The organism is Enterobacter cloacae complex sp. 372C4 (genome assembly GCF_050030615.1).
GTDB lineage: Bacteria > Pseudomonadota > Gammaproteobacteria > Enterobacterales > Enterobacteriaceae > Enterobacter > Enterobacter intestinihominis.
This window is the reverse complement of sequence record NZ_JBLGUQ010000001.1, coordinates 2,900,395-2,925,315: the sequence shown is the minus strand read 5'-3', so window position 1 is coordinate 2,925,315 and position 24,921 is coordinate 2,900,395. Positions and strand designations below refer to the sequence as shown.

Genomic DNA, 24,921 nt, shown 5'->3' with positions numbered 1-24,921 from the left:
GGTTATCCTTCCTGCTCAATGCGGGTTAACACCTCGCGCAATACGGGTCCATATTCGTATTTACCTGGACACACATAGGTACACAGCGCCAGATCTTCCTCGTCCAGCTCCAGACAGCCCAGCGCCTGGGCACCATCGGTATCGCCGGCCAGCAGATCGCGCAGCAGCACAGTGGGCAGAATATCCAGCGGCATCACGCGTTCGTAGTTGCCAATCGGGACCATGGCGCGCTCACCGCCGTTGGTGCTGGTGGAGAAGTTAAACAGCTTACGACGCAAAAAGTGGCCGAGCGTGGTACGGGTTACCGAGTATTTTTCCGCGCCAGGAAGCACCCAGCCGAACAGCTCTTTCTCACGCCCTTCAAGCACCACGCTCACCTGAAGATGGAAACGACCCAGCCAGGCCATCGGGCCTGTCGCGTGTCTGCCGCTCAGCACCGAGCCGGAAATAATGCGGTTTTCACCTTCTTTCGTTTCGCCAGCCAACAGCGCCGTCAGGTCTGCCCCAAGCAGCGTGCGAACCAGACGCGGTTGGGTTGCCTGAGGGCCGCCGATGGCAATAATGCGTTCTGCGCACAGCTCACCCGTGGTGAAGAGCTTACCGATAGCGATCACGTCCTGATAATTAAGATGCCAGACCTGTTTCGTCAGGCTTACCGGCTCCAGGAAATGAATATGCGTTCCCACCAGCCCGGCCGGATGCGGGCCGGCAAATTCATTAAAGGCGACCTGCCCTTGCGGATGCCCGCCCAGCTTACCGCCGCTGGCCTGGCAGACATGCACTTTGCCCGGCGTCAGGCGCGTTAACACGGTGAGGCCGGCATCGAAAGCTTTGCGTTCCGCCAGGATAAGAGGCTGCGGATCCGCGCTGAGCGGGTTAGTGTCGATGGCCGTAACGAAGATAGCGGCTGGCACAGTGCCAGGTACGGGCGTTTTGCTATAGGGACGCGTGCGAAGCGCCGTCCACAGTCCTGACTCCAGCAGTTGCGTCTGCACCGCGTCGTGGCTGAGGGTAGCGAGATCGGCGGCGTCAAAACGCGCAAACTCGCGTTTTTCGTCACCTTCAATTTGAATGACAACCGACTGCAGGACGCGACGCTCACCACGATGGATGGCGACGACGGTACCGCTGGCAGGGGCTGTAAACATAACGCCAGGATTTTTTTTATCCTCGAAGAGTGCCTGGCCTTTTATTACACGATCGCCTTCCTGTACAAGCATCGCGGGGCGCATGCCCACGTAATCATCACCCACAATAGCGACATGATGAATACTGGCGCCGGTCGTTACGTGCTGTTCAGGCACGCCAGAGATTGGCAGATCGAGTCCTTTTCTGATTCTAAACATGTGGTTAGCAGGTATCCATGAACAACAATCCAGAGAGGCCGGAGTGTACCATTTTCGGCCCTGCCAAGGGCAGTAAATCCGCCGTCTGGCGCGCCGAAATGCGAGCTATTGCGCAAAGTTCCTGGAGTCAGGACAATATGAATGGGTTATAAAGTAAAACTAATTTGTAAACGCAAAGGTTGGCTCTTGCGAAAATCTCCATCGGTGCTAATGTGAGCGCTCCTGTCCAGATTAGTCTGATTTCGGGAGTCTTTTGCCGTTCTGGCAAGTTGGTCATTGTTTTATCAAGGAACCAGTAGTATGCGTAAAATCGCATTGTTCATTGCGATGCTTCTGATACCGTGCATGTCGTTTGCCGGGCTGCTTGGCAGTAATAGTTCAACGACGCCGGTCAGCAAAGAGTATAAACAGCAGTTGATGGGTTCCCCGGTTTATATTCAAATCTTCAAGGAAGAGCGCACACTCGATCTGTTTGTCAAAATGGGCGAGACGTATCAACTGCTCGATAGCTACAAAATCTGTAACTATTCTGGCGGACTGGGGCCGAAACAGCGCCAGGGTGACTTCAAAAGTCCGGAAGGGTTTTACAACGTTCAGCGTAACCAGCTAAAACCGGACAGCCGCTTCTATAAAGCGATTAACATCGGTTTCCCCAATGCCTTCGACCGTGCGCACGGTTACGAAGGGAAATACCTGATGATCCACGGCGCCTGCGTGTCTGTCGGCTGTTATGCGATGACGGATTCCGGCATTGATGAAATCTTCCAGTTTGTCACGGGCGCACTGGTCTTCGGCCAGCCGAATGTTCAGGTCAGCATCTATCCGTTCCGTATGACGGATGCCAACATGGCGCGCCATAAGTACTCTGTTTACACAGATTTCTGGAAACAGCTAAAACCGGGTTATGACTACTTCGAGCAGACCCATAAGCCGCCGGTGGTGTCCATCGTCAATGGCCGTTACGTGGTGAGTAAACCGCTCAGCCATGAAGTGGTTCAGCCTCAGCTGGCGTCAAATTACGCGGTCCCCGAGACAAAATAGCGCCCACTCGCCTGGCATGATCTTTTGCCAGGTTTCGTTGCCCGTCAGCGGCTGCGTTGCAATGACAGTGACCACATCGTTCGGTGTGGTCTCCTTCTGAAAATCAATTTCCACATCCTGATCGAGCAGCGTGGCGACGCCAAACGGCGCTCGTCGGGTGATCCAGAACAGATTCGTCGAGCAGAATGCCATCACGTAGCGTCCGTCAGACAGCAGCATATTAAACACGCCCTTCTCGCGTAACTCAGACGCCAGTGACGCTATGTACTTAAATACTGCGGTCATGTTGCCGGGCGTACGGGGGTAGCGCTCGGTCAGCTTGTGCAGCAGCCAGCAAAATGCTTTTTCGCTGTCCGTTTCACCGACAGGACGAAAATTGCCGGTTTCCAGTGATTTATAGCCCGAGAGCTGCCCGTTGTGCGCATAGGTCCAGTTACGTCCCCACAGTTCACGGGTAAACGGATGGGTATTTTCCAGCGCCACTTCGCCGCGATTGGCCTGGCGGATATGGGCGATCACCGAACAGGATTTAATAGGATAGTCCTGCACCAGTCTGGCAATGGGTGAGTTAAAGCTGGGCTGTGGATCTTTAAACGTGCGACATCCTTTGCCTTCGTAGAAGGTAATGCCCCAGCCGTCTTTATGCGGCCCGGTTCCTCCACCGCGCTGAACCAGCCCGGTGAAACTAAAGCAGATATCGGTTGGCACATTGGCGCTCATCCCGAGCAGTTCGCACATAGAACACCTCCACAACAGCGGGGGGCACCGGCGCCCCCCAGCGAAGTCTTACTTAACCATCTCTTTTTCGATCAGTTGGATCAGGATGTGGATCACTTTGATGTGAATTTCCTGAACGCGATCCGCATAACCGAAGTGTGGTACACGGATTTCAATGTCCGCTGTACCGTCCATCTTACCGCCATCTTTCCCGGTCAGGGTAATCACTTTCATGCCCTTCTCACGCGCGGCGGCGATCGCTTTGATCACGTTAGCGGAGTTACCGGATGTGGAGATCCCCAGCAGCACGTCGCCTTCACGGCCTACGGCTTCAACGTAGCGGGAAAAGATATGGTCGTAACCGAAGTCGTTGCCTACACAGGAGATGTGGCTCACGTCGGAAATCGCAATCGCCGGGTAGCCCGGACGGTTTTCGCGATAGCGTCCGGTCAGCTCTTCGGCGAAGTGCATGGCGTCACAGTGGGAACCGCCGTTACCGCAGGAAAGCACTTTACCGCCGGCTTTGAAACTGTCGGCAAGCAGGACCGCCGCGCGCTGAATAGCGTGAATATTGGCATCATCTTTCAGAAAATTCGCCAGCGTTTCCGCCGCTTCGTTCAGTTCGTTACGAATAAGATCCTGGTACATGAGGATAATCCTTCAGTATTGATGAAATAACACAGTGGAGTGTACCGGATAGCAGTAAAAGCGAGAAGCTAAAGCCATGCGAATAGTCCGGCGTTTTGATTTTTTGTGCCGGCTAAAACGCGAACAATGTGAACCAGGTTGTAATTATTTTGTAAACACATTGCTAATGGAAATGACATCAACTACAACCATATCATCACAAGTGGTCAGACCTCCTACAAGCAAGGGAGCTTTTCTTTATGATGATTTTGAGCATTTTCGCAACCGTTGTGCTGCTCGGGGTGTTGTTCTATCACCGTGTCAGTTTATTCCTGAGTAGCCTGATTCTTCTGGCCTGGACAGCTGCACTTGGCGTCGCTGGCCTGTGGAATATCTGGGTACTTGTTCCCCTGGCAATCATTTTGCTGCCGTTTAACCTGACACCGATGCGTAAGTCGATGATCTCCGCGCCGGTGTTCAAGGGATTCCGTAAAGTGATGCCGCCGATGTCGCGCACGGAGAAAGAGGCGATTGATGCGGGCACGACCTGGTGGGAAGGCGATCTGTTCCAGGGCAACCCGGACTGGAAAAAGCTGCACAACTACCCGCAGCCGCGTCTGACCGCCGAAGAACAAGCCTTTATTGACGGCCCGGTGGAAGAAGCCTGCCGCATGGCGAACGATTTTGCCATCACTCACGAAATGGCCGACCTGCCGCCTGAGCTTTGGGCATATCTGAAAGAGCATCGCTTCTTCGCGATGATCATTAAGAAAGAGTACGGCGGTCTGGAATTCTCCGCTTACGCTCAGGCTCGCGTCCTGCAAAAACTGGCGGGTGTTTCCGGGATCCTGGCGATCACCGTTGGCGTGCCAAACTCCTTAGGCCCGGGCGAGCTGTTACAGCATTACGGTACGGAAGAGCAGAAAGATCACTATCTGCCGCGTCTGGCGCGTGGTCAGGAAATTCCGTGCTTCGCGCTGACCAGCCCGGAAGCCGGTTCTGATGCCGGTGCGATCCCGGATACTGGCGTGGTCTGCATGGGCGAATGGCAGGGCGAACAGGTGCTGGGCATGCGCCTGACCTGGAACAAACGTTATATCACCCTGGCGCCTATCGCCACCGTACTCGGTCTGGCGTTCAAACTTTCTGACCCGGAAAAACTGCTGGGTGGTGAAGAAGATCTGGGCATTACCTGTGCGCTGATCCCAACCTCGACCCCGGGGGTTGAAATTGGTCGTCGTCATTTCCCGCTGAACGTACCGTTCCAGAACGGCCCGACTCGCGGTCAGGATATCTTTGTGCCGATTGACTACATCATCGGTGGACCGAAAATGGCCGGTCAGGGCTGGCGTATGCTGGTGGAATGTCTGTCGGTGGGCCGCGGTATTACCCTGCCGTCGAACTCTACCGGCGGTCTGAAATCGGTGGCGATGGGGATTGGGGCTTACGCGCATATCCGCCGTCAGTTCAAAATCTCCATCGGCAAGATGGAAGGTATCGAAGAGCCGCTGGCGCGTATTGCGGGCAATGCCTACGTGATGGACGCCGCAGCCTCGCTGATTACCTACGGTATTATGCTGGGCGAAAAACCTGCCGTGCTGTCGGCGATTGTGAAGTACCACTGTACCCACCGCGCACAGCAGTCAATTATTGATGCAATGGATATCGCAGGCGGTAAAGGCATTATGCTTGGAGAAGGCAACTTCCTGGCGCGCGGCTATCAGGGCGCACCGATTGCCATCACCGTGGAAGGGGCAAACATCCTGACCCGTAGCATGATGATCTTCGGCCAGGGGGCGATTCGCTGCCATCCGTACGTGCTGGAAGAGATGGCCGCCGCGCAGAATAACGACGTGGATGCCTTCGACAAGCTGCTGTTCAAACATATCGGTCACGTTGGCAGCAATGAAGTTCGCAGCTTCTGGCTCGGCCTGACGCGGGGGCTGACCAGCGCGACGCCGACCCGCGATGCAACCAAACGTTACTACCAACACCTGAACCGTCTGAGCGCTAACCTGGCGCTGCTGTCTGACGTCTCCATGGCCGTTCTGGGCGGAAGCCTGAAGCGTCGCGAACGCATCTCCGCCCGTCTGGGTGATGTGCTGAGCCAGATCTTCCTGGCCTCTGCGGTGCTGAAACGCTACGACGATGAAGGCCGTCAGGAAGCGGATCTGCCGCTGGTGCACTGGGGCGTGCAGGATGCGATGTATCAGGCGGAACAGGCGATTGACGACCTGCTGGCAAACTTCCCGAACCGCTTCGTGGCGGGCGCCCTGCGCGCGGTGATCTTCCCGACCGGTCGTCACCATCTGGCACCGTCTGACAAGCTGGATCATAAAGTGGCGAAGATCCTCCAGGTACCAAGCGCAACCCGTTCCCGTATTGGCCGTGGTCAATACCTGGAACCTACCCCGCATAACCCGGTAGGTTTGCTGGAAGAAGCGCTGCTTGACGTGATGGCCGCCGACCCGATTCACCAGAAGATCTGCAAACAGCTGGGCAAAAACCTGCCGTTTACACGACTGGATGAGCTGGCAAAACAGGCGCTGGCGGGTGGCATCATCGACAACAGCGAAGCTGCGATTCTGGTGAAAGCCGAAGAGAGCCGTCTGCGCAGTATTAACGTGGATGATTTCGAACCAGAAGAGCTGGCGACTCAGCCGGTAAAGCTGCCAGAGAAGCACCGCAAACCTGAAGCGGCATAAGGTATTTTGCTCTCACAAACCCCGCCCCGCGCGGGGTTTTTTATTGCCACATTTTCTGGTAATGACGTGCTACAGTGTCAAAAAGTGTTTATTAAGGAGCCTGTATCGTGCCTGGTTTAAAGATTTCTGTTTTGCAGCAACCTTTAGTGTGGATGGACGGCCCCGCCAACCTTCGCCATTTTGATCGCCAGCTGGAAGAGATTACCGGACGCGATGTGATTGTCCTGCCGGAGATGTTCACCACAGGTTTCGCGATGGAGGCAGCAAAACAGTCCATGCCGCAGGACGAGGTGGTGGCCTGGATGCACGCCAGGGCGCAGGAAACAAACGCGCTGATTGCCGGCAGCGTCGCGCTCCAGACCGCGCGCGGCCCGGTCAATCGCTTCCTGCTGGTCGAGCCGGAAGGAAACGTCCATTTCTACGATAAGCGCCATCTGTTCCGCATGGCGGATGAACATCAACATTATGAAGCCGGAAACGAACGCGTGGTATTTGAATGGCGCGGCTGGCGTATTCTGCCGCTGGTCTGCTATGACCTGCGCTTCCCGGTGTGGTCGCGCAACCGCAACGATTATGACCTGGCGTTGTACGTCGCCAACTGGCCCGCCCCACGCTCCCTGCACTGGCAGGCTTTATTGACCGCGCGCGCGATTGAAAATCAGGCTTATGTCGTTGGCTGTAACCGCGTAGGAACGGACGGCAACGGGCATCACTATCGCGGTGACAGCCGGGTGATCAGTCCGCAGGGTGAGATTATTGCCACCGCCGAGCCGCATCAGGCGACACGAATTGACGCTGAGATCTCGTTAACGGCGTTAAAGGAGTATCGGGAGAAGTTTCCGGCCTGGCAGGATGCAGATCCATTTAGCATTGGATAAGAAAAAGCCGGGTGGCGGCTGCGCCTTACCCGGCCTACAAATCAACTCACCAACGCCTGCCCGTCTTTGCGGCTCTCCGTCGCAGCCACGTAGTGCCCTTCCGGCATACGGTAAATCACCTGCGCGCCGCCAAAATTGTAATCCTGAAGCGGATCTTCCACCACGATCTGGTGTCCGCGCTCGCGCAGCGCCGCGATGGTATTGCGATCGAAGGTCGATTCAACAACCACTTCCCTGCCCTGCACCACGCGCCAGCGCGGGGCGTCAATCGCCGCTTGCGGGTTTTGCCCGTGCAGCATAATGCGAAGCGCCATCTGCATGTGCCCCTGCGCCTGCATCGGGCCGCCCATCACGCCGAAGGACATCAGCGGTTTGCCGTTACCGTCCATCGCAAAGCCCGGAATGATGGTGTGGAAAGGACGCTTGCTGCCCGCCAGCGCGTTCGGGTGTTTGGGATCGAGCACAAAGCCGCAGCCGCGGTTTTGCAGGCTGATCCCCGTATCCGGCACCACGATCCCTGAACCGAAGCCCATAAAATTGGACTGGATAAAGGAGATCATCATCCCGCTGGAATCCGCTGCGCTGAGGTAAACCGTCCCACTTTGCGTCGGCGATCCGTACACAAAATCAGAGGCTTTATCGTGGTTGATAAGCGCGGCGCGCGACTTCAGATAATGGTCGCTCAGCAGCGCTTTGGCGGCAAACTCCATATGCTCTTCATCCGCAACGTAGCGATCGAGATCCGCCAGCGCCAGCTTCATTGCCTCTATAGAGAGGTGCAGCCCCTGCACGGAATCCGGGTGATGTTTCTCGATGCCGCACTGCTCCAGAATGCCGAGCGCAATCAGGGTGGCGATCCCCTGACCGTTTGGCGGCAATTCCTGCACCGAACCGCCCGCGAAGTCGCGCGATAGCAGTTCCACCCAGTCCACACGGTGATTCGCCAGGTCTGCTTCGGTCAGGTGTGCACCATGTGCTTTGGCGAAGGCGGCAATTTTCTGCGCCAGTTCGCCACGGTAAAACGCGTCGCCGTTGGTTTTGGCGATCAGCTCCAGTGAGTTCGCCTGCGCCGGGTTACGGAAGATCTCCCCCACGCGCGGCGCGCGGCCTTCCGGCGCAAAGCAGGCACTAAACCCGGGCTGATCTTTCAGCTTGTTGTAGCCGCGCTGCCAGAGATGGCCGATCAGCGGCGAGACCGGGAAACCGTTACGCGCGTAATCAATGGCTGGCTGCGCGAGCGTGGTCAGCGGCAGCGTGCCAAAACGTTCAGCCAGCGCCACCCAGCCCGACACCGCACCCGGCACGGTCACCGCGTCCCAGCCGATTTCCGGTACGGCGGTTTTTCCGGCAAACAGATCCGCATGCCAGCTGGCTGGCGAACGACCGGACGCATTCAGACCGTGAAGTTTTTCACCGTCCCAGACAATGGCAAAAGCATCGCTGCCGATGCCGTTGCCGGTCGGCTCGACAACGGTCAGCGCCATGGCGGTCGCAATCGCCGCATCAACGGCATTTCCGCCCAGCTGTAGCATCTTCATTCCCGCCTGTGCCGCCAGCGGCTGCGAGGTGGCAACGGCGTTATGGCCCATCATCGGCGGGCGTCGTGAATCGTAACCGGTTGTAAAATCGAGCGCTTTGGTCATCATGACTCCTTAGTCGTGGCGCGGATCGAGCGCATCGCGCAGCCCGTCGCCGAGTAAATTAAAGCCCTGAACGGCAAGGAAAATCGCCACGCCGGGGAAAACCGACATCCACGGCGCCTGTTCGAGAAACCCTTTTGCGGTGTTGAGCATGGAGCCCCAGGATGGGTTCGGCGGCTGTTGGCCTAACCCTAAAAACGAAAGGCTGGCTTCGGCGATAATCGCCGAGGCAATGGCCAGCGTGGCCTGCACCAGGATAGGTGACATCACGTTGGGCAGAACGTATTTAATGATGATCCAGCGGTCCGGCAGGCCAATCGCCCGCGCGCCGTCGATGTACTCTTCGTTGCGAATGGCGATCACCTGGCCGCGCGTCAGGCGGGCGAAGATCGGCATTGCCGAGAGTCCAATAGCGATCATGGCATTCGTCAGGCTTGGGCCTAAGAATGCCCCCAGCGCGATCGCCATGATCAGGAATGGACAGGCCAGCAGTGCCTCAATAAAGCGGGAGATCACCCCGTCCCACATCTTCTGGAAATAACCCGCCACCAGCCCCAGCGGCACGCCGATGACAACCGCGATCGCCACCGACATACAGCCCGCCATCAGCGAGGTTCTCGCCCCCCAGATAATGCGGGACAAGATATCGCGCCCCAGCTCGTCGGTGCCGAACCAGTACATCGCCGATGGCGCTTTGCGCACCGCGAGGAAGTTAGCTTTGACCGGGTCAAATGGCGCGATCCACGGCGCCAGCAGCGCCACCAGCACAAAAAAGCCCACCACAATCGCGCCAATCACCGCACTTTTATTAGCGAGGAATTTTTTCAGCACCCGGTTTTGCGCGCGCGGCAGCGCGGGCGCCACGGTTTGCGTCGTCAGTTCCGCCATGATTAACCTCGCATTTTCGGGTTGATAAGGACGTAGAGCACGTCAGCCAGCAGGTTGAGCATCAGGAAACCGATCGCCACGATCAGCACTACGCCCTGCACCACCGCGTAGTCGCGGTTGAACACCGAGTCGACGATCATTTTGCCGAAGCCCGGAATGGTGAACACCTGCTCGGTCAGCACCGCCCCGCCCAGCAGCTCGCCGAACAGCAACGTGGTGAGGGTGATCACCGGCACCAGCGCATTGCGAAAGGCGTGCTTCAGGATCACCGCTTTCGGCAGCAGCCCCTTAGCGCGCGCGGTGCGGATGTAATCCGCTTTCAGCACCGCAATCATCGACGCGCGGGTATGGCGCATCAGCGTCGCCGCCAGGCCGGTTCCGAGCACGGACGCGGGCAGCAGCAATGTCCGCAGGTTCTGGATCGGATCTTCACTGAACGGCACATAACCGGACGCAGGCAACCATTGCAGGTTTACTGAAAAGACCAGAATCAGCAGGATCCCCAGCCAGAAGTGCGGTATTGAGATCCCCGAGATCGCCACAAAGTTCGCCCCGTGATCGACCCAGCTGTTTTTGTTCACCGCCGCGAGGATCCCCATGCTGATACCAAACACCAGCGCGATAATCATCGCCAGCAGCGACAGTTCCAGCGTGACCGGCAGCTTGCTGGCAATCAGTTGCGTGACCGGCTCATGAGTGCGTAAGGAGACACCCAGATCGCCTTGCAGCGCGCGCGTCAGCCAGTTGAAATACTGCACGGGGATCGGCGCGTCCAGATTCAGCTCAGCACGCAGCTGGGCGATCACCGCCGGATCGCGCTCCTCCCCGGCCATGGCAATCAGCGGATCGCCAGGCAGCAGCTTTTGCAGGCCGAACACCATCATGCTCACCAGCAGCAGAGTGGGTATAGCCAGCAGCAGACGTTTGCAAATCAGTTCCAGCATGGGTTCTCCTCAGGAGGTTTATTTCGCCAGCGTTAAGCCAGCCAGACGCACAATGCCGTCCGGGTACGCTTTAAAGCCCTGCACGCGCTTGTTCAGGCCAAAAATGCGCGGTTCGAAGTAAAGGTATGCAATCGGCATATCGGTCTGAAGCTGCTTCACAACCTTGTCATACAGCGGCTGGCGGGCGGCCTGATCGGTGCTCTGACGCGCCTGCGTTAGCCATTCATCCACCTGAGCATTGCTGTAGCGGCCGTCGTTGAGGGTGCCTTTGCTGTTGATAAAGCCGTAGATGCTGCCATCTGGATCCGGGCGACCCGACCAGCCGGAGAAGCTCAACTGGTAGTCACCGCTCTGCTGGCGATCCAGCAGCGTGGCGAACTCGGTCATTTGCAGGTTCAGGTTAAAGCCCGCCTCTGCCACCATCGCCTGCAATACCTGTCCCACCTGCTGCGAGGTTGGGTTGTTCGGCACCAGTAGATTGACGGTCAGCGGCGCGGTGACGCCTGCGGCTTTCAGCAGCGCTTTGGCTTTGTCGACGTCACGCGGGGGAACCGGGAAATTGACGTGATACGGGCTTACCGGCGAAAACGCCTGGTTTGCTGGAGTGTAAAGCCCTTCGAACACTACCTGGTTTAAAGCATCGCGATCGATGGCCTGGGAAAATGCTTCACGCACGCGGGCATCTTTGAAGGGATCGTTTGCCGGGACTTTGCCATTGTTAATATTGAAGGTGATGCCCTGGTATCCGAGGCCCGTCACCTTCGCCAGCGCCAGCTTGCTGTCGGCTTCGACGGTTTTGACGTCGCTGGCGGCAATGCCTTCGGTCAGGTCGAGATCGCCCGCGCGCAGGTTCGCCAGGCGCACGGAGGCATCCGGGATCGGCAGATAGATAATTTTATCGAAGTGGTAGGCGTCTTTGTTCCAGTAGTTGTCGAAGCGGGTCAGCACAATGCGGTCCTGCGACACGCGGCTGTCGAATTTATACGGGCCGGAACAGACCGGATGGGCGGCAAAATCGGCTTTTTTCGCGGCTTCCGGCGCCATCATTGCGCCTGCGCGATCGGTGAGCTGCATCAGAAGTGCGGCATCCGGCGTTTTCAGGTGCAGGGCTATCTGCATCGGGCCGGTGACCTCCACCGACTCAACGGAAGAGAGTTCACTTTTACGCAGAGAGCCTTTTAGCGTCAGGGCCCGGTCGAGGTTGTATTTCGCGGCGGCGGCATCGAATTTTTCACCGTCGTGGAAGGCCACGCCTTCACGGAGATCCAGGGTCAGCGTTTTGCCGTCATCGCTCCACGCCCAGGATTTCGCCAGTCCCGGCACCACCTTGAGGTGCTCGTCCACGTCCACCAGCCGGTCACACAGGGAAGCAAAGACGAAGCGGCCATAATAGGTACGCGCCAGATGCGGGTCCAGCATGTCCGGATCTGCACCCAGGCCGATTCGCAGCACGCTTTCAGAATGGGCGGGCAGCGCCGCACCAAGCAACATAACACTTCCCAGTACGGTCAAAAGAGAATTACGCATTGTCATTATCATGAGTTCCTTGAAGGAAGGGAGGAGTGAGTAGCCGCGTGTTCAAACAGCGCGCGGCGGCGCAAAAATGCGGCGGATGGCGGTGCGATCTGTATAACGCTGCGATCGCGATTAATCTCCTGCCAGCGGTGGCAGGCGACCTGACGTCCGCCGTCGATTACCTGATGAATCGGCTCAACCTGACGACATTCATCGCTAACATAGGGGCAACGGGTGTGGAAACGGCAGCCGGAGGGCGGATTAGCCGGGTTCGGTAAATCACCCTGCAACAGCGGCGCATCCCGCGCTACGCCTGGCTGCATTTGCGGCGCAGAGGCAATTAATGCCTGGGTATAAGGATGCAGCGGCGCGTCGAAGATATCGTCGACGGTGGCCAGCTCGACGATTTGCCCAAGATACATCACCGCCACGCGGTCGCTCATATGACGGATAACCGCCAGACCGTGGGCGACGATCACCATCGTTAGCCCCAACTGGTGCTTCAGGCTTTCCAGTAAATTGACCACCTGTGCCTGGACGGAAACATCCAGTGCGGAAACCGGTTCATCGCCCAGCAGCAGCTTTGGGCCTGACGCCAGCGCGCGCGCAATGCCGATACGCTGACGCTGCCCGCCGGAAAATTCGTGCGGATAACGTCCGGCCCAGGCCGCGGGCAAGCCGACCGTCCTGAGCAGCTCGGCGACGTGGTACTGGCGATCCGCTTTTTTCATGTTCTGGTGCAGCCACAGCGGCTCACCGACAATCTGTTCTACCGTCATGCGCGGGTTCAGCGAGGCGAAGGGATCCTGAAAGATGATCTGTAGCTCACGCCGGAGCTGGTTCAGACGTGCGCCTGAGGCGTGGGTGATCTCCTCACCCTGATAAAATACGCGCCCTTCGCTGGCGCCCAGCAGGCGCAGCAGCAGACGGCCGAGGGTGGATTTCCCGGAACCTGATTCGCCGACAATAGCCAGCGTTTCGCCTGGCAGCACCGACAGTGAGACGCGGTCAACAGCCGTGACAAAGCGGGCCGGCGTAAACAGTTTTTTCGGGCCGGGGAAAAGCTTGCTCAGATCCCGGGCTTCAAGAATGGGCGTGGTCATGCAATTTCTCCCAGGGCAATGTGTTGTTCCAGCGGCACGCGGAAGCAGGCAACCTGATGACCCGTGCCGAGCATAGTGAGCGGTGGTTTTTCAACATGACAGCGCGTCTGCGCGAAGGGACACCGGGTGGCGAAGCGGCAGCCCTGAGGCATAGATTCCGGCAGCGGGACCGATCCGGGAATGGTGGAAAGCTGGCCCTCGCGTACGCCAAGGGAGGGGATCGAGCCCATCAGGCCAATTGTGTACGGGTGCTGCGGGTCGGCAAATATCGCCTCGACGCTTCCCTGCTCTACTACCTGGCCGGCATACATCACCGCCACCTGCTGTGCCACTTCGGCCACCACGCCTAAATCGTGGGTGATCATCAGCACCGCCGTGCCCGTTTCTTCTTTTAAGGTATTGAGCAGAGCGAGAATTTGCGCCTGAATGGTCACGTCCAGAGCGGTAGTGGGTTCGTCAGCGATCAGTAATTTGGGATGGTTTATCAGCGCCATCGCAATCATCACGCGCTGGCGCATACCGCCGGAAAGCTGATGCGGGTAAGCCTTAAGGCGCATCTCTGCGGCCGGGATCTGCACCTTCTCCAGGATCTGTAGCGCAACCGTCATCGCCTCAGCCCGGGAGATCGTTTGATGGCGCATCACCGCTTCACTGAGCTGATCGCCAAGCGTGAAAGCCGGGTTGAGCGAGGTCATGGGCTCCTGGAATATCATCGCCAGCTCGCTGCCGCGCAGATTGGCATACTCGCGCGGCGAGAGCTTGCGCAGATCGTGGCGGCGGAAGTGCATCTCCCCACTGACGATCCTGGCGCTGGCAGGCAATAACCCCATCAGCGCCAGGGAAGTGATGCTTTTACCGCAGCCGGACTCGCCCACCAGCGCCAGCGTTTCGCCCGCCCTTACCATCAGCGAGATATCTTCGAGCACACTCACCGGCGAGCCCGCGAATTTAACGTTGAGGTTTTGCAGCCGCAGTACGGGAGTGGAATCCTTAAAGGGTATCGTCGTCATAGCGTGGAATCGTCCTCAAGGTGGATAGCCTGAATCAGGGCGGTTTGCAGGCTGAGCAGGTGTTCGCGCATGGCGGCCGCAGCTTCATTAGGCTGGCGATGAATAATCGCTGACATGATTTTGTGATGGTGGTCGTTATAGTTGTCGACACGTTCGGGGGTGCGGGCAAGCTCGCGTAAATACTGCCAGCCGGGCTCCCGGCGGACGGCATCTATCGCATCGAAAAGCCCTAGCATCAGGCGGTTGCCGGCTGCTTCCGCAATGGCGCGGTGAAAGGCGCTATCCCACAGTTCGTTAAGATCGCGGTCATCCGGGCTGACCTTGTCAATGCGTTCCAGCATGCGCTGCATGAGCGCGAGGTTTTCCCTGGTGGCACGCAGTGCCGCAAGTCGGGCTAAGCCGGGTTCGAGCTGTAGTCGAGCTTCCATGACTTCCAGCAGGTTGGTTTGCTGAACCAATCCCTGAAGCGCCAACGGCTCAACAGGGGCAGCCGGACCAATGAAGGTACCTTTGCCCTGCTTGCGCCAGATCCGCCCTTCTTCTTCCAGCACGTCCAGCGCGCGACGCACTTCGCGTCGTCCTACGCCGAGTGTTTCCGATAGCTCACGTTCAGTGGGCAGCGGAGTGCCTGGTGTTGACTCGTGCTGGTTGATAAGCCCGCGCAACTGGTCAAGCGCGGTGCTGGAATTTGCTAAAACCCGTGAAGGTTTTTCCATATTGGTTCGCTCGCTTTCATCATGACTTTATTTTTATTAACGATAAGTTATTGATATGACGAACTACTTATCGTGCTAATGATTAAGCAATAAGCGAACCAATAACGTATTGGTTCATGAGTTTTCTGAAGAATGACAGGTAACTGAATGATTTCTTATGAATTATTTTTACATAATTATTACATATCAAAATGAGGGCAGAAGGTGAGATGGAGACATAATGCACAATAACAGTGCAAATTACGCACCAATTATGTGCATTTGTTAATAAATTGCACTTTGTTTATTAAATTTTTGTTAATGAAAATAGAATGAGAATAGGTGAGTTTTTAGGGGGTATAAAACGACGAAAGCCTGAATCATTTCTGATTCAGGCTTTCTGAATAGTGGCGGAACGGACGGGACTCGAACCCGCGACCCCCTGCGTGACAGGCAGGTATTCTAACCGACTGAACTACCGCTCCACTGTTCCCGTTTGGGGAACGAGGCGAATATTACGGTTTGCCTCTGAACTCGTCAACGCTTTTTCTCAGGTTTTGAATCGTTTGCTGCAAAAATCACCCAAACGGCGATTTAACAAACGTTTCCGCCTTTTTTCATCCACGCCACAGACAGCTTCCGCCCTTCTTCTGCACTAAATCGAGGCGAGATTCGTGGTTCATTAGCTCTTCATCACTGGCTAAAACAACCCGCAGGCGATTAGCCTGGCGCACGACACGCTGAATGCCGCCTTCATCCCGCGTCTGCTGGGATTCATTTTCCATACTGAATTTTATCGACGTTTGCCCGCCGGTCATGGTCAGGTAAACATCGGCCAGGATCTGGGCATCGAGCAATGCGCCGTGCAGGGTACGCTTGGTGTTGTCTATCTCATAGCGAGAGCACAGGGCATCAAGGCTGTTACGCTTGCCGGGAAACATCTTCCTTGCCAGCGCCAGGCTATCCGTGACTTTACAGAACGTATTGGTCTTTGGAATATCGCGGTTGAGCTTGCTGAACTCATAGTCCATAAAGCCGATATCGAACGACGCGTTATGAATGACAAGTTCTGCACCTCTGATGTAGTCGAGAAATTCATCCGCGACATCGGCGAAGGTGGGCTTATCCAGCAAAAACTCATCGGCAATCCCGTGAACGCCGAACGCTTCCGGATCCACCAGCCGATCGGGTTTGAGGTAAACGTGGAAGTTGTTGCCCGTAAGACGACGGTTCACCACTTCAACGGCACCAATCTCAATGATTTTGTGCCCTTCGTAGTGGGCGCCAATCTGGTTCATACCGGTGGTTTCGGTATCAAGAACAATCTGGCGAGTAATTGCAGTGCTCATAGCGGTCATTTATGTCAGACTTATCGTTTTACTGAACGTTTCAAATACAGGAAGTCTACCAGAGATGCGTAAACAGGTAGAAATTTTCACCGATGGATCTTGTCTCGGTAACCCAGGGCCCGGCGGCTATGGCGCCATTATGCGCTATCGCCAGCATGAAAAAACATTTAGTGAAGGCTATTTCCTGACCACCAACAACCGCATGGAGTTGATGGCGGCCATCGTGGCGCTGGAAGCCTTAAAAGAACATTGTGACGTGGTGCTGAGTACCGACAGCCAGTATGTTCGCCAGGGCATTACCCAATGGATCCACAACTGGAAAAAGCGCGGCTGGAAAACGGCAGAGAAAAAACCCGTCAAGAATGTCGATCTCTGGAAGCGTCTTGATGCCGCCCTCGGTCAGCACGAAATCAAATGGGAGTGGGTAAAGGGGCACGCCGGTCACCCTGAAAACGAACGCTGTGACGAGCTGGCTCGCGCGGCGGCATCAAACCCAACCCATGAGGATGCAGGTTATCAACCTGAATCCTGATCACGGTTTTTTGTACTGCCGCGTGGCACCCACGGTCTGGCGGATCCGCGTTTTTGATTTGCTTTGCTTCATTGGGTTGAGCGTAAGGGGGATCGTCCTCTTACGCGCGACAATAAATTGCATGCAGCCCAGCGCGGGTAAATGGGTACTTAATAAGACCCCGCCTTTACGCGTCCAGGGGATGACCTGAAAACCCCCGTAGCTCAGCACTTCGAAATTTAACAATGAAAGCCAGTCCAGCTGGCGCATCATGGTAAACATCCGGCTGTTATACGGCGGCGTGCGGCGCAGAACGGGCGTCAGTTTACGTAGCCCGATCAGACTCAGCGGATTAAAACCGCTCAGGATCAGCCAGCCGTCATCAATCAAAACGCGGTCGGCTTCCCGCAGCAGACGATGGGGATCGCTGCACCAGGGCAGCGTGTGAGCGAGCAGACAGGCATCAATGGATTTTTCCGCAAACGGCAAATGCAGCGGATCAGCCTTCACCTGAACCGGGGAGCCATTAAGCGATACGCTAACCTGATGCGAGATAGCGCAGCTTTCGGTATTGATTTCTGCGCTCAGATTGCCAATCTTAAGCAGGTGAAAACCATACATTTTCGCGAGCCAGGGTTTAAGCTGAAGTTCTAAGGCCTCGCGATAATATTCACCCCAGGGCAACTCTGCCCAACGTTCCGGTGGTGCGACAGTCTGAGGTATCCTTGCCGGTTTCATCAAAACACCCGCCACGCTATAAGAGGTAATGCATGAATCTTATCAGTATTTCCGCCTTTCAGGACAATTACATCTGGGTTTTAGTCGATGACGATCGCAGATGCATCATTGTTGATCCCGGCGAATCCGTACCGATCCTGCACGCGATAGAAGAAAACGACTGGCAGCCTGAAGCGATCCTCCTTACCCATCACCATCACGATCATGTCGGTGGTGTTCCCGATCTCCTTGCGCGCTATCCCCATATTCCCGTCTACGGACCAGCAGAGACACAGGATAAGGGTACGACGCAAGTTGTCGAAGAAGGCGAAAGTATCCTCATCCTCGGGTGCGAGTTTTCCGTATTTGCCACGCCAGGTCACACTTCCGGTCATCTCTGTTTCTACAGCAAACCTTATCTTTTTTGTGGCGACACGCTGTTTTCCGGCGGCTGTGGAAGGCTGTTTGAAGGCACGCCAGAACAGATGTATCAATCTTTACAAAAAATTAATGCGCTGCCAGCCGACACCGTAATTTGTTGCGCACATGAGTATACATTAGGGAATATGAAGTTTGCTGCAAGCGTACTACCAGAGGATCGGGCGATTCAGGATTATTACCAGAAAGTGAAGGAGTTACGTGCAAAAAACCAAAAAACACTCCCCGTAATTCTGAAAAATGAGCGACAAATAAATTTATTTTTAAGAACGAATGACGTTGATTTAATTAATAAAATTAATCAAGAAACAAATTTGTTACAACCTGAAGCGCGATTTGCATGGTTAAGGTCAAAGAAAGATAACTTCAGATAATTGCGGGTTGCCTTTTCAAAATTTCGCCGTTATCATCGCTCGTCTTTTAAGCAACTATTGACACACACATGAAGGCAAAAGCGATATTACTCGCCTCTGTCCTGCTTGTAGGTTGCCAGTCACAAAACGGCAGCAACGTACAACAGCACGCACAGAGCCTTTCTGCGGCTGGTCAAGGGGAAGCAGGGAAGTTTACGAGTCAGGCGCGATGGTTGGACGATGGGACATCCTTCGCGCAGGAACAAGACTTGTGGGCCTCTATTGGCGACGAGCTAAAGATGGGAATTCCGGAAAACAGCCGGATTCGCGAACAGAAACAGAAGTATTTGAGAAATAAGAGCTATCTCCACGATGTAACATTACGGGCAGAGCCGTATATGTACTGGATAGCAGGGCAAGTTAAGAAACGTAACATGCCTATGGAACTGGTACTACTACCCATAGTGGAGAGCGCTTTTGACCCGCACGCGACGTCTGGCGCCAATGCAGCAGGCATCTGGCAGATCATTCCGAGCACAGGGCGAAATTATGGTTTAAAGCAGACCCGCAACTACGATGCGCGTCGTGATGTTGTCGCTTCAACGACAGCCGCTCTCGACATGATGCAACGTCTGAACAAGATGTTTGACGGCGACTGGTTATTGACTGTCGCGGCGTATAACAGTGGTGAAGGTCGTGTACTGAAGGCAATGAAAGCGAATAAAGCGCGTGGAAAATCCACAGACTTCTGGTCGCTCTCACTGCCACAGGAAACAAAGATTTACGTACCGAAAATGCTGGCATTGAGTGACATTCTCAAGAACAGCAAACGTTACGGTGTACAACTGCCAACACCAGACGAAAGTCGTGCACTGGCGCGTGTCCGCCTCAGCAGCCCTGTTGATATTCAACAGGTTGCCGATATGACGGGTATGTCGGTAAGTAAGCTTAAAACCTTTAATGCAGGTGTTAAAGGCTCCACGCTGGGTGCAAGCGGCCCGCGCTATGTGATGGTTCCGCAGAAACACGCGGAGCAGTTACGTGAGTCTTTAGCTTCGGGTGAAATTGCAGCCGTTCAGTCTACGCTGATTGCTGATACGTCGCCTGTAAGCAGCCGCAGCTATAAGGTGCGTTCAGGTGATACGCTTTCAGGTATTGCATCACGTCTTGGCGTGAATACGAAAGATCTCCAGCAGTGGAATAATCTGCGCGGATCCGGTCTGAAAGTGGGTCAAACGCTGACCGTAGGTGCAGGTAGCAGCGCACAGCGTCTCGCTAAAAACAGCGATAGCATTACCTATCGCGTACGTAAAGGCGACTCGCTGTCCAGTATTGCTAAGCGTCACGGCGTAAACATCAAAGATGTGATGCGCTGGAACAACGATACTGACAACCTGCAACCTGGCGACCAGCTGACGTTGTTTGTGAAAAACAGCGCTACGCCAGATTCCTGATAGTACGATCGCTTATTAAAAAGGCACCGATTCCCCTCGGTGCCTTTTTTGTTTATCCCGCTTTTTGCGCTTCAGCCATAATGGTGTCGCTGGTAAACGAACCATCGTCATGCAATTCAAAGTACACCTTGACGTCAGCAGAGGCACTCTCCTGATACAATCGGATCGCCTGAGTTAATGCCTCCGGTGTGCGCATCCGTGCAATCCATGACGTGAACTCCAGCGGCAAACGGTCGGTTATCAATGAGCGTGAAATCAAGCCAGCTTCGGTGATAAACGTAAGCCACTCTCCACTGGAGTAGTTTTGCACGTGCGAGGTATCACGCAGCGCTTCAACCGTCTGGAGCCAGATATTCCGTACCGGATGCCCGGGAGACATCACGTCCATGATGATGAATATTCCGCCCGGTTTGAGCACGCGTTTCACTTCCCGTAATGCCTGCCCCACATCATGCCAGTGGTGTGCAGAGTAACGGCTAATCACAGCCTCAAAGGATGCATCCTCAAAGGGCAAAGATTCAGCGTAGCCCTGGCGCGTCGTGACGTTATTCAGCCCTTTCGCTTTCGCCGCTTCAGCAACCACATCCAGCATCTGGCTCGATAAGTCATACGCCGTCACCTGAGCAACCTGCTGTGCGGCGGTAAAACTGGCGTGCCCCGCCCCGCAGCCTAAGTCCAGCACGTGCGCGTCAGGAAACGCGGCGAGCCGTTCGCCGAGACGTACCAGATCGCGGCCAGAGGCGTGCACGGCGCTGCTGAGGTAGGCACTTGCCTGAGAACCAAACTGTTTTTCGACGTTGTCATGATGGGAGTGTGTTGTTGTCATGTTGCTGTCCTTTTATGGGTTAAAAAATAAAGGGCAGCACCCGCACAGGCCTGCCCCACGGCAGACCTGACGCACCATTATTTATCAGGTTTGCCGGGACTGAATTCAACTAGTAGAGGATTATGATCGGAGGCGCGCGTCACCAGAACGGAGGCGTCGTGCACGCTTAAACCCCGATAGAAGACAAAATCGAGAGGACGACCAAACGCTTTCTTGCGCTGGTCATCGTTAAAACGAACTTCACGCAGCGACATTTCACGCGCGAAGCGGTACAACGCGTTCATACGCGGACGGCTCCAGGCATTGAAGTCCCCGGCCATAATGATCGGCCCACTGTGATGAGCAATCTGATCGCCGATGGGAAGTAACTGCTTACTGTACACATCAACACCCAGGCTGAAGTTCACCGCATGAATGTTTACCACCATCAGCAGACGGGTGTCGGGCAACGGATAGACCGTGACCAGCGCTGATTTTGCCAGACGCAGGATCGGCTCACGTTCACGCAGCGGGCAGCAATAGACCGGATGTGCGGCTGAAAGGGTCATCACCCCGGAAGGATGCTGTGGCAGAACAAAGGCAGGCACCTGATCGGCTGCAAGATAGTTCGTCGTTGCAAACCTGACCAGTTCAGGCGTGGTTTGCGCCTCCTGTAACAGAACCAGATGCGCATCTTTACCAAAATTTTGAAGTACGGATAACCACTCCGCACGCTGTTGCTTAAAGATGTTCCACACCAGTACGCGAATTTTTTCGTCACTGCTTAATGGAGTGCCCGCTGGTAATGCCTGGCTAAGGCTCGCAAACGACCCCGGAGGCAAGATCCTCTCCGCAGGCATTCCGGCAACATAACGCATGGCATAGGTATTTTTTCGCACTTTTGGAAACGGCCTCTGTAACATTAACCAGCCCGGAAAACGGACTGGTTCTAATGTTATAGGGATTTTAGGTCACACTTTCAACGCAATTACTGAGAAACCGCTTTCCAGTTTTGTAAGCAAGCACTTACTGATACTTATCCAAGTGCAACGCGAGCGGGTTTATCAAGCCGTCCACTGAGACCAATAAGGAGGAAAGCGATTAGCACAATTACCGCACCAATCCATGGCGTTTGGGTTAATCCAACATGTTCAACCACCTGCCCACCGATAACCGAACCGAGTGCGATACCGATATTAAATGCGGCGATATTCAGCCCAGATGCGACATCCACCGCATTAGGCGTATAACGTTCGGCTTTCTGCACAACATATACCTGCAATCCCGGCACGTTACCAAAAGCGAATATCCCCATAACCAACACCGTTACCAGCGCGGCGTATTGCATCGATGCGGTGAACTGGAAAATCATCAGCAGGGCAACCAGGGCGGCGAAGATGAATTTCAGCGCCGGTACCGCACCATGCTTATCCGCAAGCTTGCCGCCCCAGATATTGCCGATTGCGACGGAGATACCGTAGCCCAGTAAAATCCAGCTCACCGCGCCCGGAGAAAAACCAGCCAGTTCCTGCATCATCGGTGCAAGGAAGGTGAACGCAGTGAACACACCTCCATAACCCAGGGCCGTAACGGCATAGATCAGCAGCAGGCGCGGGTGTGTCAGAACCTTAACCTGATCGCTCAGGCTGGCGCTCGCGCGTCCCGGAATACTGGAGGGCACCAGCAGCAGGCTGGCTACCAGAGCAATCACGCCCAACAGCGATACCGCGAGGAAGGTTTCACGCCAGCCAAAATGTTGTCCGATAAACGTTCCTAACGGCACGCCGGTGACCAGCGCGACGGTTAAGCCACCAAACATAATCGCAATGGCTGACGCCGCTTTCTCTTTTGGCACCAGGCTGGTTGCAATCGTGGAACCGATGGAGAAGAAGACACCGTGCGCGAGGCCTGTCAGCAGGCGGGCAATGACCAGCGTGGAGTAATCCGGTGACTGCCACGCCAGAATATTGCCAGCGGTGAAGAGCACCATCAGGGCAACTAACAGTTGTTTACGTGGAAAGCGTCCAGTCAGTGCGGTTAGCACAGGCGCCCCAACAGCGACGCCTAACGCGTAAATAGATACCAGCAGCCCGGCAGAAGGCAGCGAGATAGCGAGTTGTTCAGCAATGGTAGGAACAAGTCCTACAATAACAAATTCGGTCGTGCCAATTGCGAAGGCACTGATCGTCAGGGCAAGAAGCGCCAGTGGCATAAAATACTCCGTCTCTTCAGGATTAAGATGACAGGCAGTATGCGCCAGTGTTTAAATAACAAAAATGGTTAGAATCTCAATAGAATTTTGCAGGTGATGCAATAATGAAAGCCACATCGGAAGAACTGACTGTCTTCGTTGCCGTTGTTGAAAGCGGCAGCTTCAGCCGTGCTGCCGAACAGCTCGGACAGGCGAACTCCGCCATCAGCCGCTCGGTGAAAAAGCTGGAGATGAAGCTCGGGGTGAGTCTGCTCAACAGAACAACGCGGCAGCTCAGCCTGACGGAAGAAGGTGAACGTTATTTTCGACGCGTGCAGTCCGTTTTGCAGGAGATGGCGGCAGCAGAAACGGAAATCATGGAATCTCGCAGCACGCCGCGTGGGCTGCTGCGCATAGATGCGGCGACGCCGGTCGTGCTGCATTTCCTGATGCCGTTGATTAAACCCTTCCGCGAACGCTACCCGGAGATGACCCTGTCTCTGGTCTCTTCTGAGACGTTTATTAACCTGATTGAGCGTAAAGTTGACGTGGCGATCCGCGCGGGAACCCTGACGGATTCAAGTTTACGCGCTCGCCCTCTGTTCACCAGCTACCGCAAAATTATCGCGTCGCCGCAATATATTGCAGAGCATGGCAAACCTGAGACCGTTGAGGAGCTGAAGCAGCACCTGTGCCTGGGCTTTACGGAGCCTGTCTCGCTGAACACCTGGCCCGTGGCCTGTCATGACGGACAACTTCATGAGATCACCTGCGGACTTTCGTCTAATAGCGGGGAAACGCTGAAACAGCTATGTCTTGAAGGAAATGGGATCGCCTGTTTATCAGACTATATGATTGATAAGGAAATAGCCGCGGGCCAGCTAGTTGAGCTAATGGCTGACAAACGCTTACCTGTAGAGATGCCTTTTAGCGCGGTGTATTACAGTGACAGAGCGGTAAGTACGCGCATACGCGCATTTATCGACTTCCTTAGTGAGCATATAAAAACAGCTCCCGGAGGAGCTGTATGAGGGTTTAAAGGCACAGAGGGAGGGTTGTTATTAATCCCAGTTAGGTGCTAACCCTTCGGGGCTGACCAGACGATCGTTGCATTCCAGTGCAGCGATCGCTTTTTTGTCTTCATCATCGAGCTGGAGATCCCACGCTAACAGGTTACTTGCCAGGTTTTCACGTTTGGTTGAAGACGGGATCACGGCATATCCTTCACCTATCGCCCATGCCAGGATCACCTGTGCAGCTGTTGCATTGTGTTTTTCAGCGATGCGTGCAATCACTTCATCTTTCAGGGCCTTACCATATGCCAGCGTCATGTACGAGGTGATGTGAATGCCATGCTGTTTCGCCCAGTCCACAACTTTGCGGTTTTGCAGGTAAGGAGAGAGTTCAATCTGGTTAGTAGCAATATTCTCTTTACCCACTGCGGCAATGGCTTTTTCCATCAATGGGATAGTGAAATTCGAGATACCAATTTCACGCGTCAAGCCCTGCTCTTTTGCTTCCAGCAGCGCCTGCATGAACTCTTCTACGGAGACGGCATCGCCAGGTGATGGCCAGTGGATCAGCGTCAGATCAACATAATCAGTACGCAGCTTTTTCAGACTTTCCTTCAGGCTTAGGATCAGCTTGTCTTTGCTGAGGTTCTCAATCCAGATTTTGGTGGTGATGAAAAGCTCATGGCGCGGTACGCCGCTCTCCTCGATAGCCTGACCTACGGCAGCTTCGTTGTCATAAATCTGCGCCGTATCAATAGCGCGATAGCCCAACTCGAGTGCGGTTTTAACAGATGCGATAACAACGTCGTCCTTCAGGCGAAAAGTGCCCAGACCCAGTGCAGGGATAGTCATATCATTCCTCAATCGTTATGTTCGTAAACTGAGGAGGATTATCGCCGTGGTTGTTATGTCGAAAAAGATCGTAAAACGCAGAGGATTTTTGCTAATTTCGCAATAGTAAAACGACAGATAAGAAAAAAG

General features: G+C 55.1%; 23 protein-coding genes and 1 tRNA gene. 7 read left to right on the top strand and 17 right to left on the bottom strand.

The annotated features are described in order from the left end of the window. Positions 1-2: 2 nt before the first annotated feature. Positions 3-1,346 (bottom strand): Na(+)-translocating NADH-quinone reductase subunit A, encoded by a 1,344-nt coding sequence (locus ACQG11_RS14005; RefSeq protein WP_023295963.1) that lies wholly within the window; start codon positions 1,344-1,346, stop codon positions 3-5. Between the two features lie 300 nt (positions 1,347-1,646). On the opposite strand from ACQG11_RS14005, the gene dpaA reads away from it, so the two are divergent. Next, on the top strand, positions 1,647-2,387 hold the full coding sequence (dpaA, locus tag ACQG11_RS14000; protein WP_006810008.1) for a peptidoglycan meso-diaminopimelic acid protein amidase: 741 nt from the start codon (positions 1,647-1,649) through the stop codon (positions 2,385-2,387). Here the strand turns inward: dpaA and ACQG11_RS13995 are convergent. Further along, on the bottom strand, positions 2,358-3,125 hold the full coding sequence (locus tag ACQG11_RS13995) for a class II glutamine amidotransferase (protein WP_017383120.1): 768 nt from the start codon (positions 3,123-3,125) through the stop codon (positions 2,358-2,360). The two genes, dpaA and ACQG11_RS13995, sit on opposite strands and share 30 nt — an antisense overlap. Before the next feature lie 48 nt (positions 3,126-3,173). Beyond that, entirely contained in the window at positions 3,174-3,752 is a 579-nt protein-coding gene (lpcA, locus tag ACQG11_RS13990; RefSeq protein ID WP_003863232.1) for a D-sedoheptulose 7-phosphate isomerase, read from the bottom strand. A 239-nt stretch (positions 3,753-3,991) separates the two neighbouring features. Here lpcA and fadE point away from each other — a divergent pair, with 239 nt between their 5' ends. Continuing rightward, positions 3,992-6,436, top strand: coding sequence for an acyl-CoA dehydrogenase FadE (gene fadE, locus ACQG11_RS13985; RefSeq protein ID WP_023299388.1), 2,445 nt, complete (start codon positions 3,992-3,994; stop codon positions 6,434-6,436). A 107-nt stretch (positions 6,437-6,543) separates the two neighbouring features. Next, positions 6,544-7,314 (top strand): amidohydrolase, encoded by a 771-nt coding sequence (locus tag ACQG11_RS13980; RefSeq protein WP_022647139.1) that lies wholly within the window; start codon positions 6,544-6,546, stop codon positions 7,312-7,314. A 41-nt stretch (positions 7,315-7,355) separates the two neighbouring features. Here ACQG11_RS13980 and ACQG11_RS13975 read toward each other — a convergent pair whose 3' ends face one another. The 9 genes from ACQG11_RS13975 to dnaQ all read right to left on the bottom strand — a co-directional run bounded on the left by ACQG11_RS13975 (position 7,356) and on the right by dnaQ (position 16,458). Next, complete coding sequence (locus tag ACQG11_RS13975) at positions 7,356-8,957, bottom strand: gamma-glutamyltransferase family protein (protein WP_032624798.1); 1,602 nt, start codon at positions 8,955-8,957, stop codon at positions 7,356-7,358. Between the two features lie 9 nt (positions 8,958-8,966). Further along, positions 8,967-9,842 (bottom strand): ABC transporter permease, encoded by an 876-nt coding sequence (locus ACQG11_RS13970; protein WP_022647137.1) that lies wholly within the window; start codon positions 9,840-9,842, stop codon positions 8,967-8,969. Positions 9,843-9,844: 2 nt separating this feature from the next. Next, positions 9,845-10,786 carry an ABC transporter permease gene (locus tag ACQG11_RS13965; RefSeq protein ID WP_022647136.1) on the bottom strand — a complete coding sequence of 314 codons (942 nt, stop codon included), beginning with the start codon at positions 10,784-10,786 and terminating at the stop codon, positions 9,845-9,847. Between the two features lie 18 nt (positions 10,787-10,804). Next, complete coding sequence (locus ACQG11_RS13960; protein ID WP_022647135.1) at positions 10,805-12,319, bottom strand: ABC transporter substrate-binding protein; 1,515 nt, start codon at positions 12,317-12,319, stop codon at positions 10,805-10,807. 2 nt (positions 12,320-12,321) lie between these two features. Continuing rightward, positions 12,322-13,404: an ABC transporter ATP-binding protein gene (locus ACQG11_RS13955; RefSeq protein ID WP_022647134.1), complete on the bottom strand. Its 1,083-nt coding sequence runs from the start codon at positions 13,402-13,404 to the stop codon at positions 12,322-12,324. Beyond that, complete coding sequence (locus ACQG11_RS13950) at positions 13,401-14,414, bottom strand: ABC transporter ATP-binding protein (protein ID WP_333028493.1); 1,014 nt, start codon at positions 14,412-14,414, stop codon at positions 13,401-13,403. The genes ACQG11_RS13955 and ACQG11_RS13950 overlap by 4 nt, the downstream gene beginning before the upstream one ends. Then, positions 14,411-15,130 (bottom strand): FadR/GntR family transcriptional regulator, encoded by a 720-nt coding sequence (locus ACQG11_RS13945; protein ID WP_022647132.1) that lies wholly within the window; start codon positions 15,128-15,130, stop codon positions 14,411-14,413. Before ACQG11_RS13945 ends, ACQG11_RS13950 begins: the two co-directional genes overlap by 4 nt. A gap of 387 nt (positions 15,131-15,517) precedes the next feature. Beyond that, positions 15,518-15,594, bottom strand: a tRNA-Asp gene (locus tag ACQG11_RS13940). Between the two features lie 132 nt (positions 15,595-15,726). Further along, a complete protein-coding gene (gene dnaQ, locus ACQG11_RS13935) occupies positions 15,727-16,458 on the bottom strand; it encodes a DNA polymerase III subunit epsilon (RefSeq protein ID WP_072201000.1) in 732 nt (243 codons plus the stop codon). Between dnaQ and rnhA the strand changes: the two genes are divergently transcribed. Further along, positions 16,412-16,990: a ribonuclease HI gene (gene rnhA / locus ACQG11_RS13930; RefSeq protein ID WP_160840538.1), complete on the top strand. Its 579-nt coding sequence runs from the start codon at positions 16,412-16,414 to the stop codon at positions 16,988-16,990. The two genes, dnaQ and rnhA, sit on opposite strands and share 47 nt — an antisense overlap. Here the strand turns inward: rnhA and ACQG11_RS13925 are convergent, their stop codons facing one another. Then, a complete protein-coding gene (locus tag ACQG11_RS13925; protein WP_023305478.1) occupies positions 16,991-17,707 on the bottom strand; it encodes a class I SAM-dependent methyltransferase in 717 nt (238 codons plus the stop codon). Between the two features lie 32 nt (positions 17,708-17,739). Here ACQG11_RS13925 and gloB point away from each other — a divergent pair, with 32 nt between their 5' ends. Next, a complete protein-coding gene (gene gloB, locus ACQG11_RS13920; RefSeq protein WP_022647129.1) occupies positions 17,740-18,498 on the top strand; it encodes a hydroxyacylglutathione hydrolase in 759 nt (252 codons plus the stop codon). Between the two features lie 68 nt (positions 18,499-18,566). Beyond that, a complete protein-coding gene (gene mltD, locus ACQG11_RS13915) occupies positions 18,567-19,931 on the top strand; it encodes a murein transglycosylase D (protein WP_022647128.1) in 1,365 nt (454 codons plus the stop codon). 52 nt (positions 19,932-19,983) lie between these two features. On the opposite strand, the gene ACQG11_RS13910 is transcribed toward mltD, so the two are convergent. From ACQG11_RS13910 to ACQG11_RS13900, 3 genes are all read right to left on the bottom strand, one after another. Next, positions 19,984-20,757 carry a class I SAM-dependent methyltransferase gene (locus tag ACQG11_RS13910; protein WP_045308944.1) on the bottom strand — a complete coding sequence of 258 codons (774 nt, stop codon included), beginning with the start codon at positions 20,755-20,757 and terminating at the stop codon, positions 19,984-19,986. Positions 20,758-20,834: 77 nt separating this feature from the next. Then, a complete protein-coding gene (locus tag ACQG11_RS13905; RefSeq protein WP_032621812.1) occupies positions 20,835-21,635 on the bottom strand; it encodes an endonuclease/exonuclease/phosphatase family protein in 801 nt (266 codons plus the stop codon). Positions 21,636-21,772: 137 nt separating this feature from the next. After that, the gene (locus tag ACQG11_RS13900) at positions 21,773-22,948 is read right to left on the bottom strand and encodes an MFS transporter (protein WP_022647125.1); all 1,176 of its coding nucleotides are present in this window, start codon (positions 22,946-22,948) and stop codon (positions 21,773-21,775) included. A gap of 104 nt (positions 22,949-23,052) precedes the next feature. Here ACQG11_RS13900 and yafC point away from each other — a divergent pair, with 104 nt between their 5' ends. Continuing rightward, the gene (gene yafC / locus ACQG11_RS13895; protein ID WP_022647124.1) at positions 23,053-23,958 is read left to right on the top strand and encodes a DNA-binding transcriptional regulator YafC; all 906 of its coding nucleotides are present in this window, start codon (positions 23,053-23,055) and stop codon (positions 23,956-23,958) included. Between the two features lie 30 nt (positions 23,959-23,988). Here the strand turns inward: yafC and dkgB are convergent, their stop codons facing one another. After that, positions 23,989-24,792, bottom strand: a complete 804-nt coding sequence (dkgB, locus tag ACQG11_RS13890) for a 2,5-didehydrogluconate reductase DkgB (protein ID WP_048966286.1) — start codon at positions 24,790-24,792, stop codon at positions 23,989-23,991. Positions 24,793-24,921: the final 129 nt, after the last annotated feature.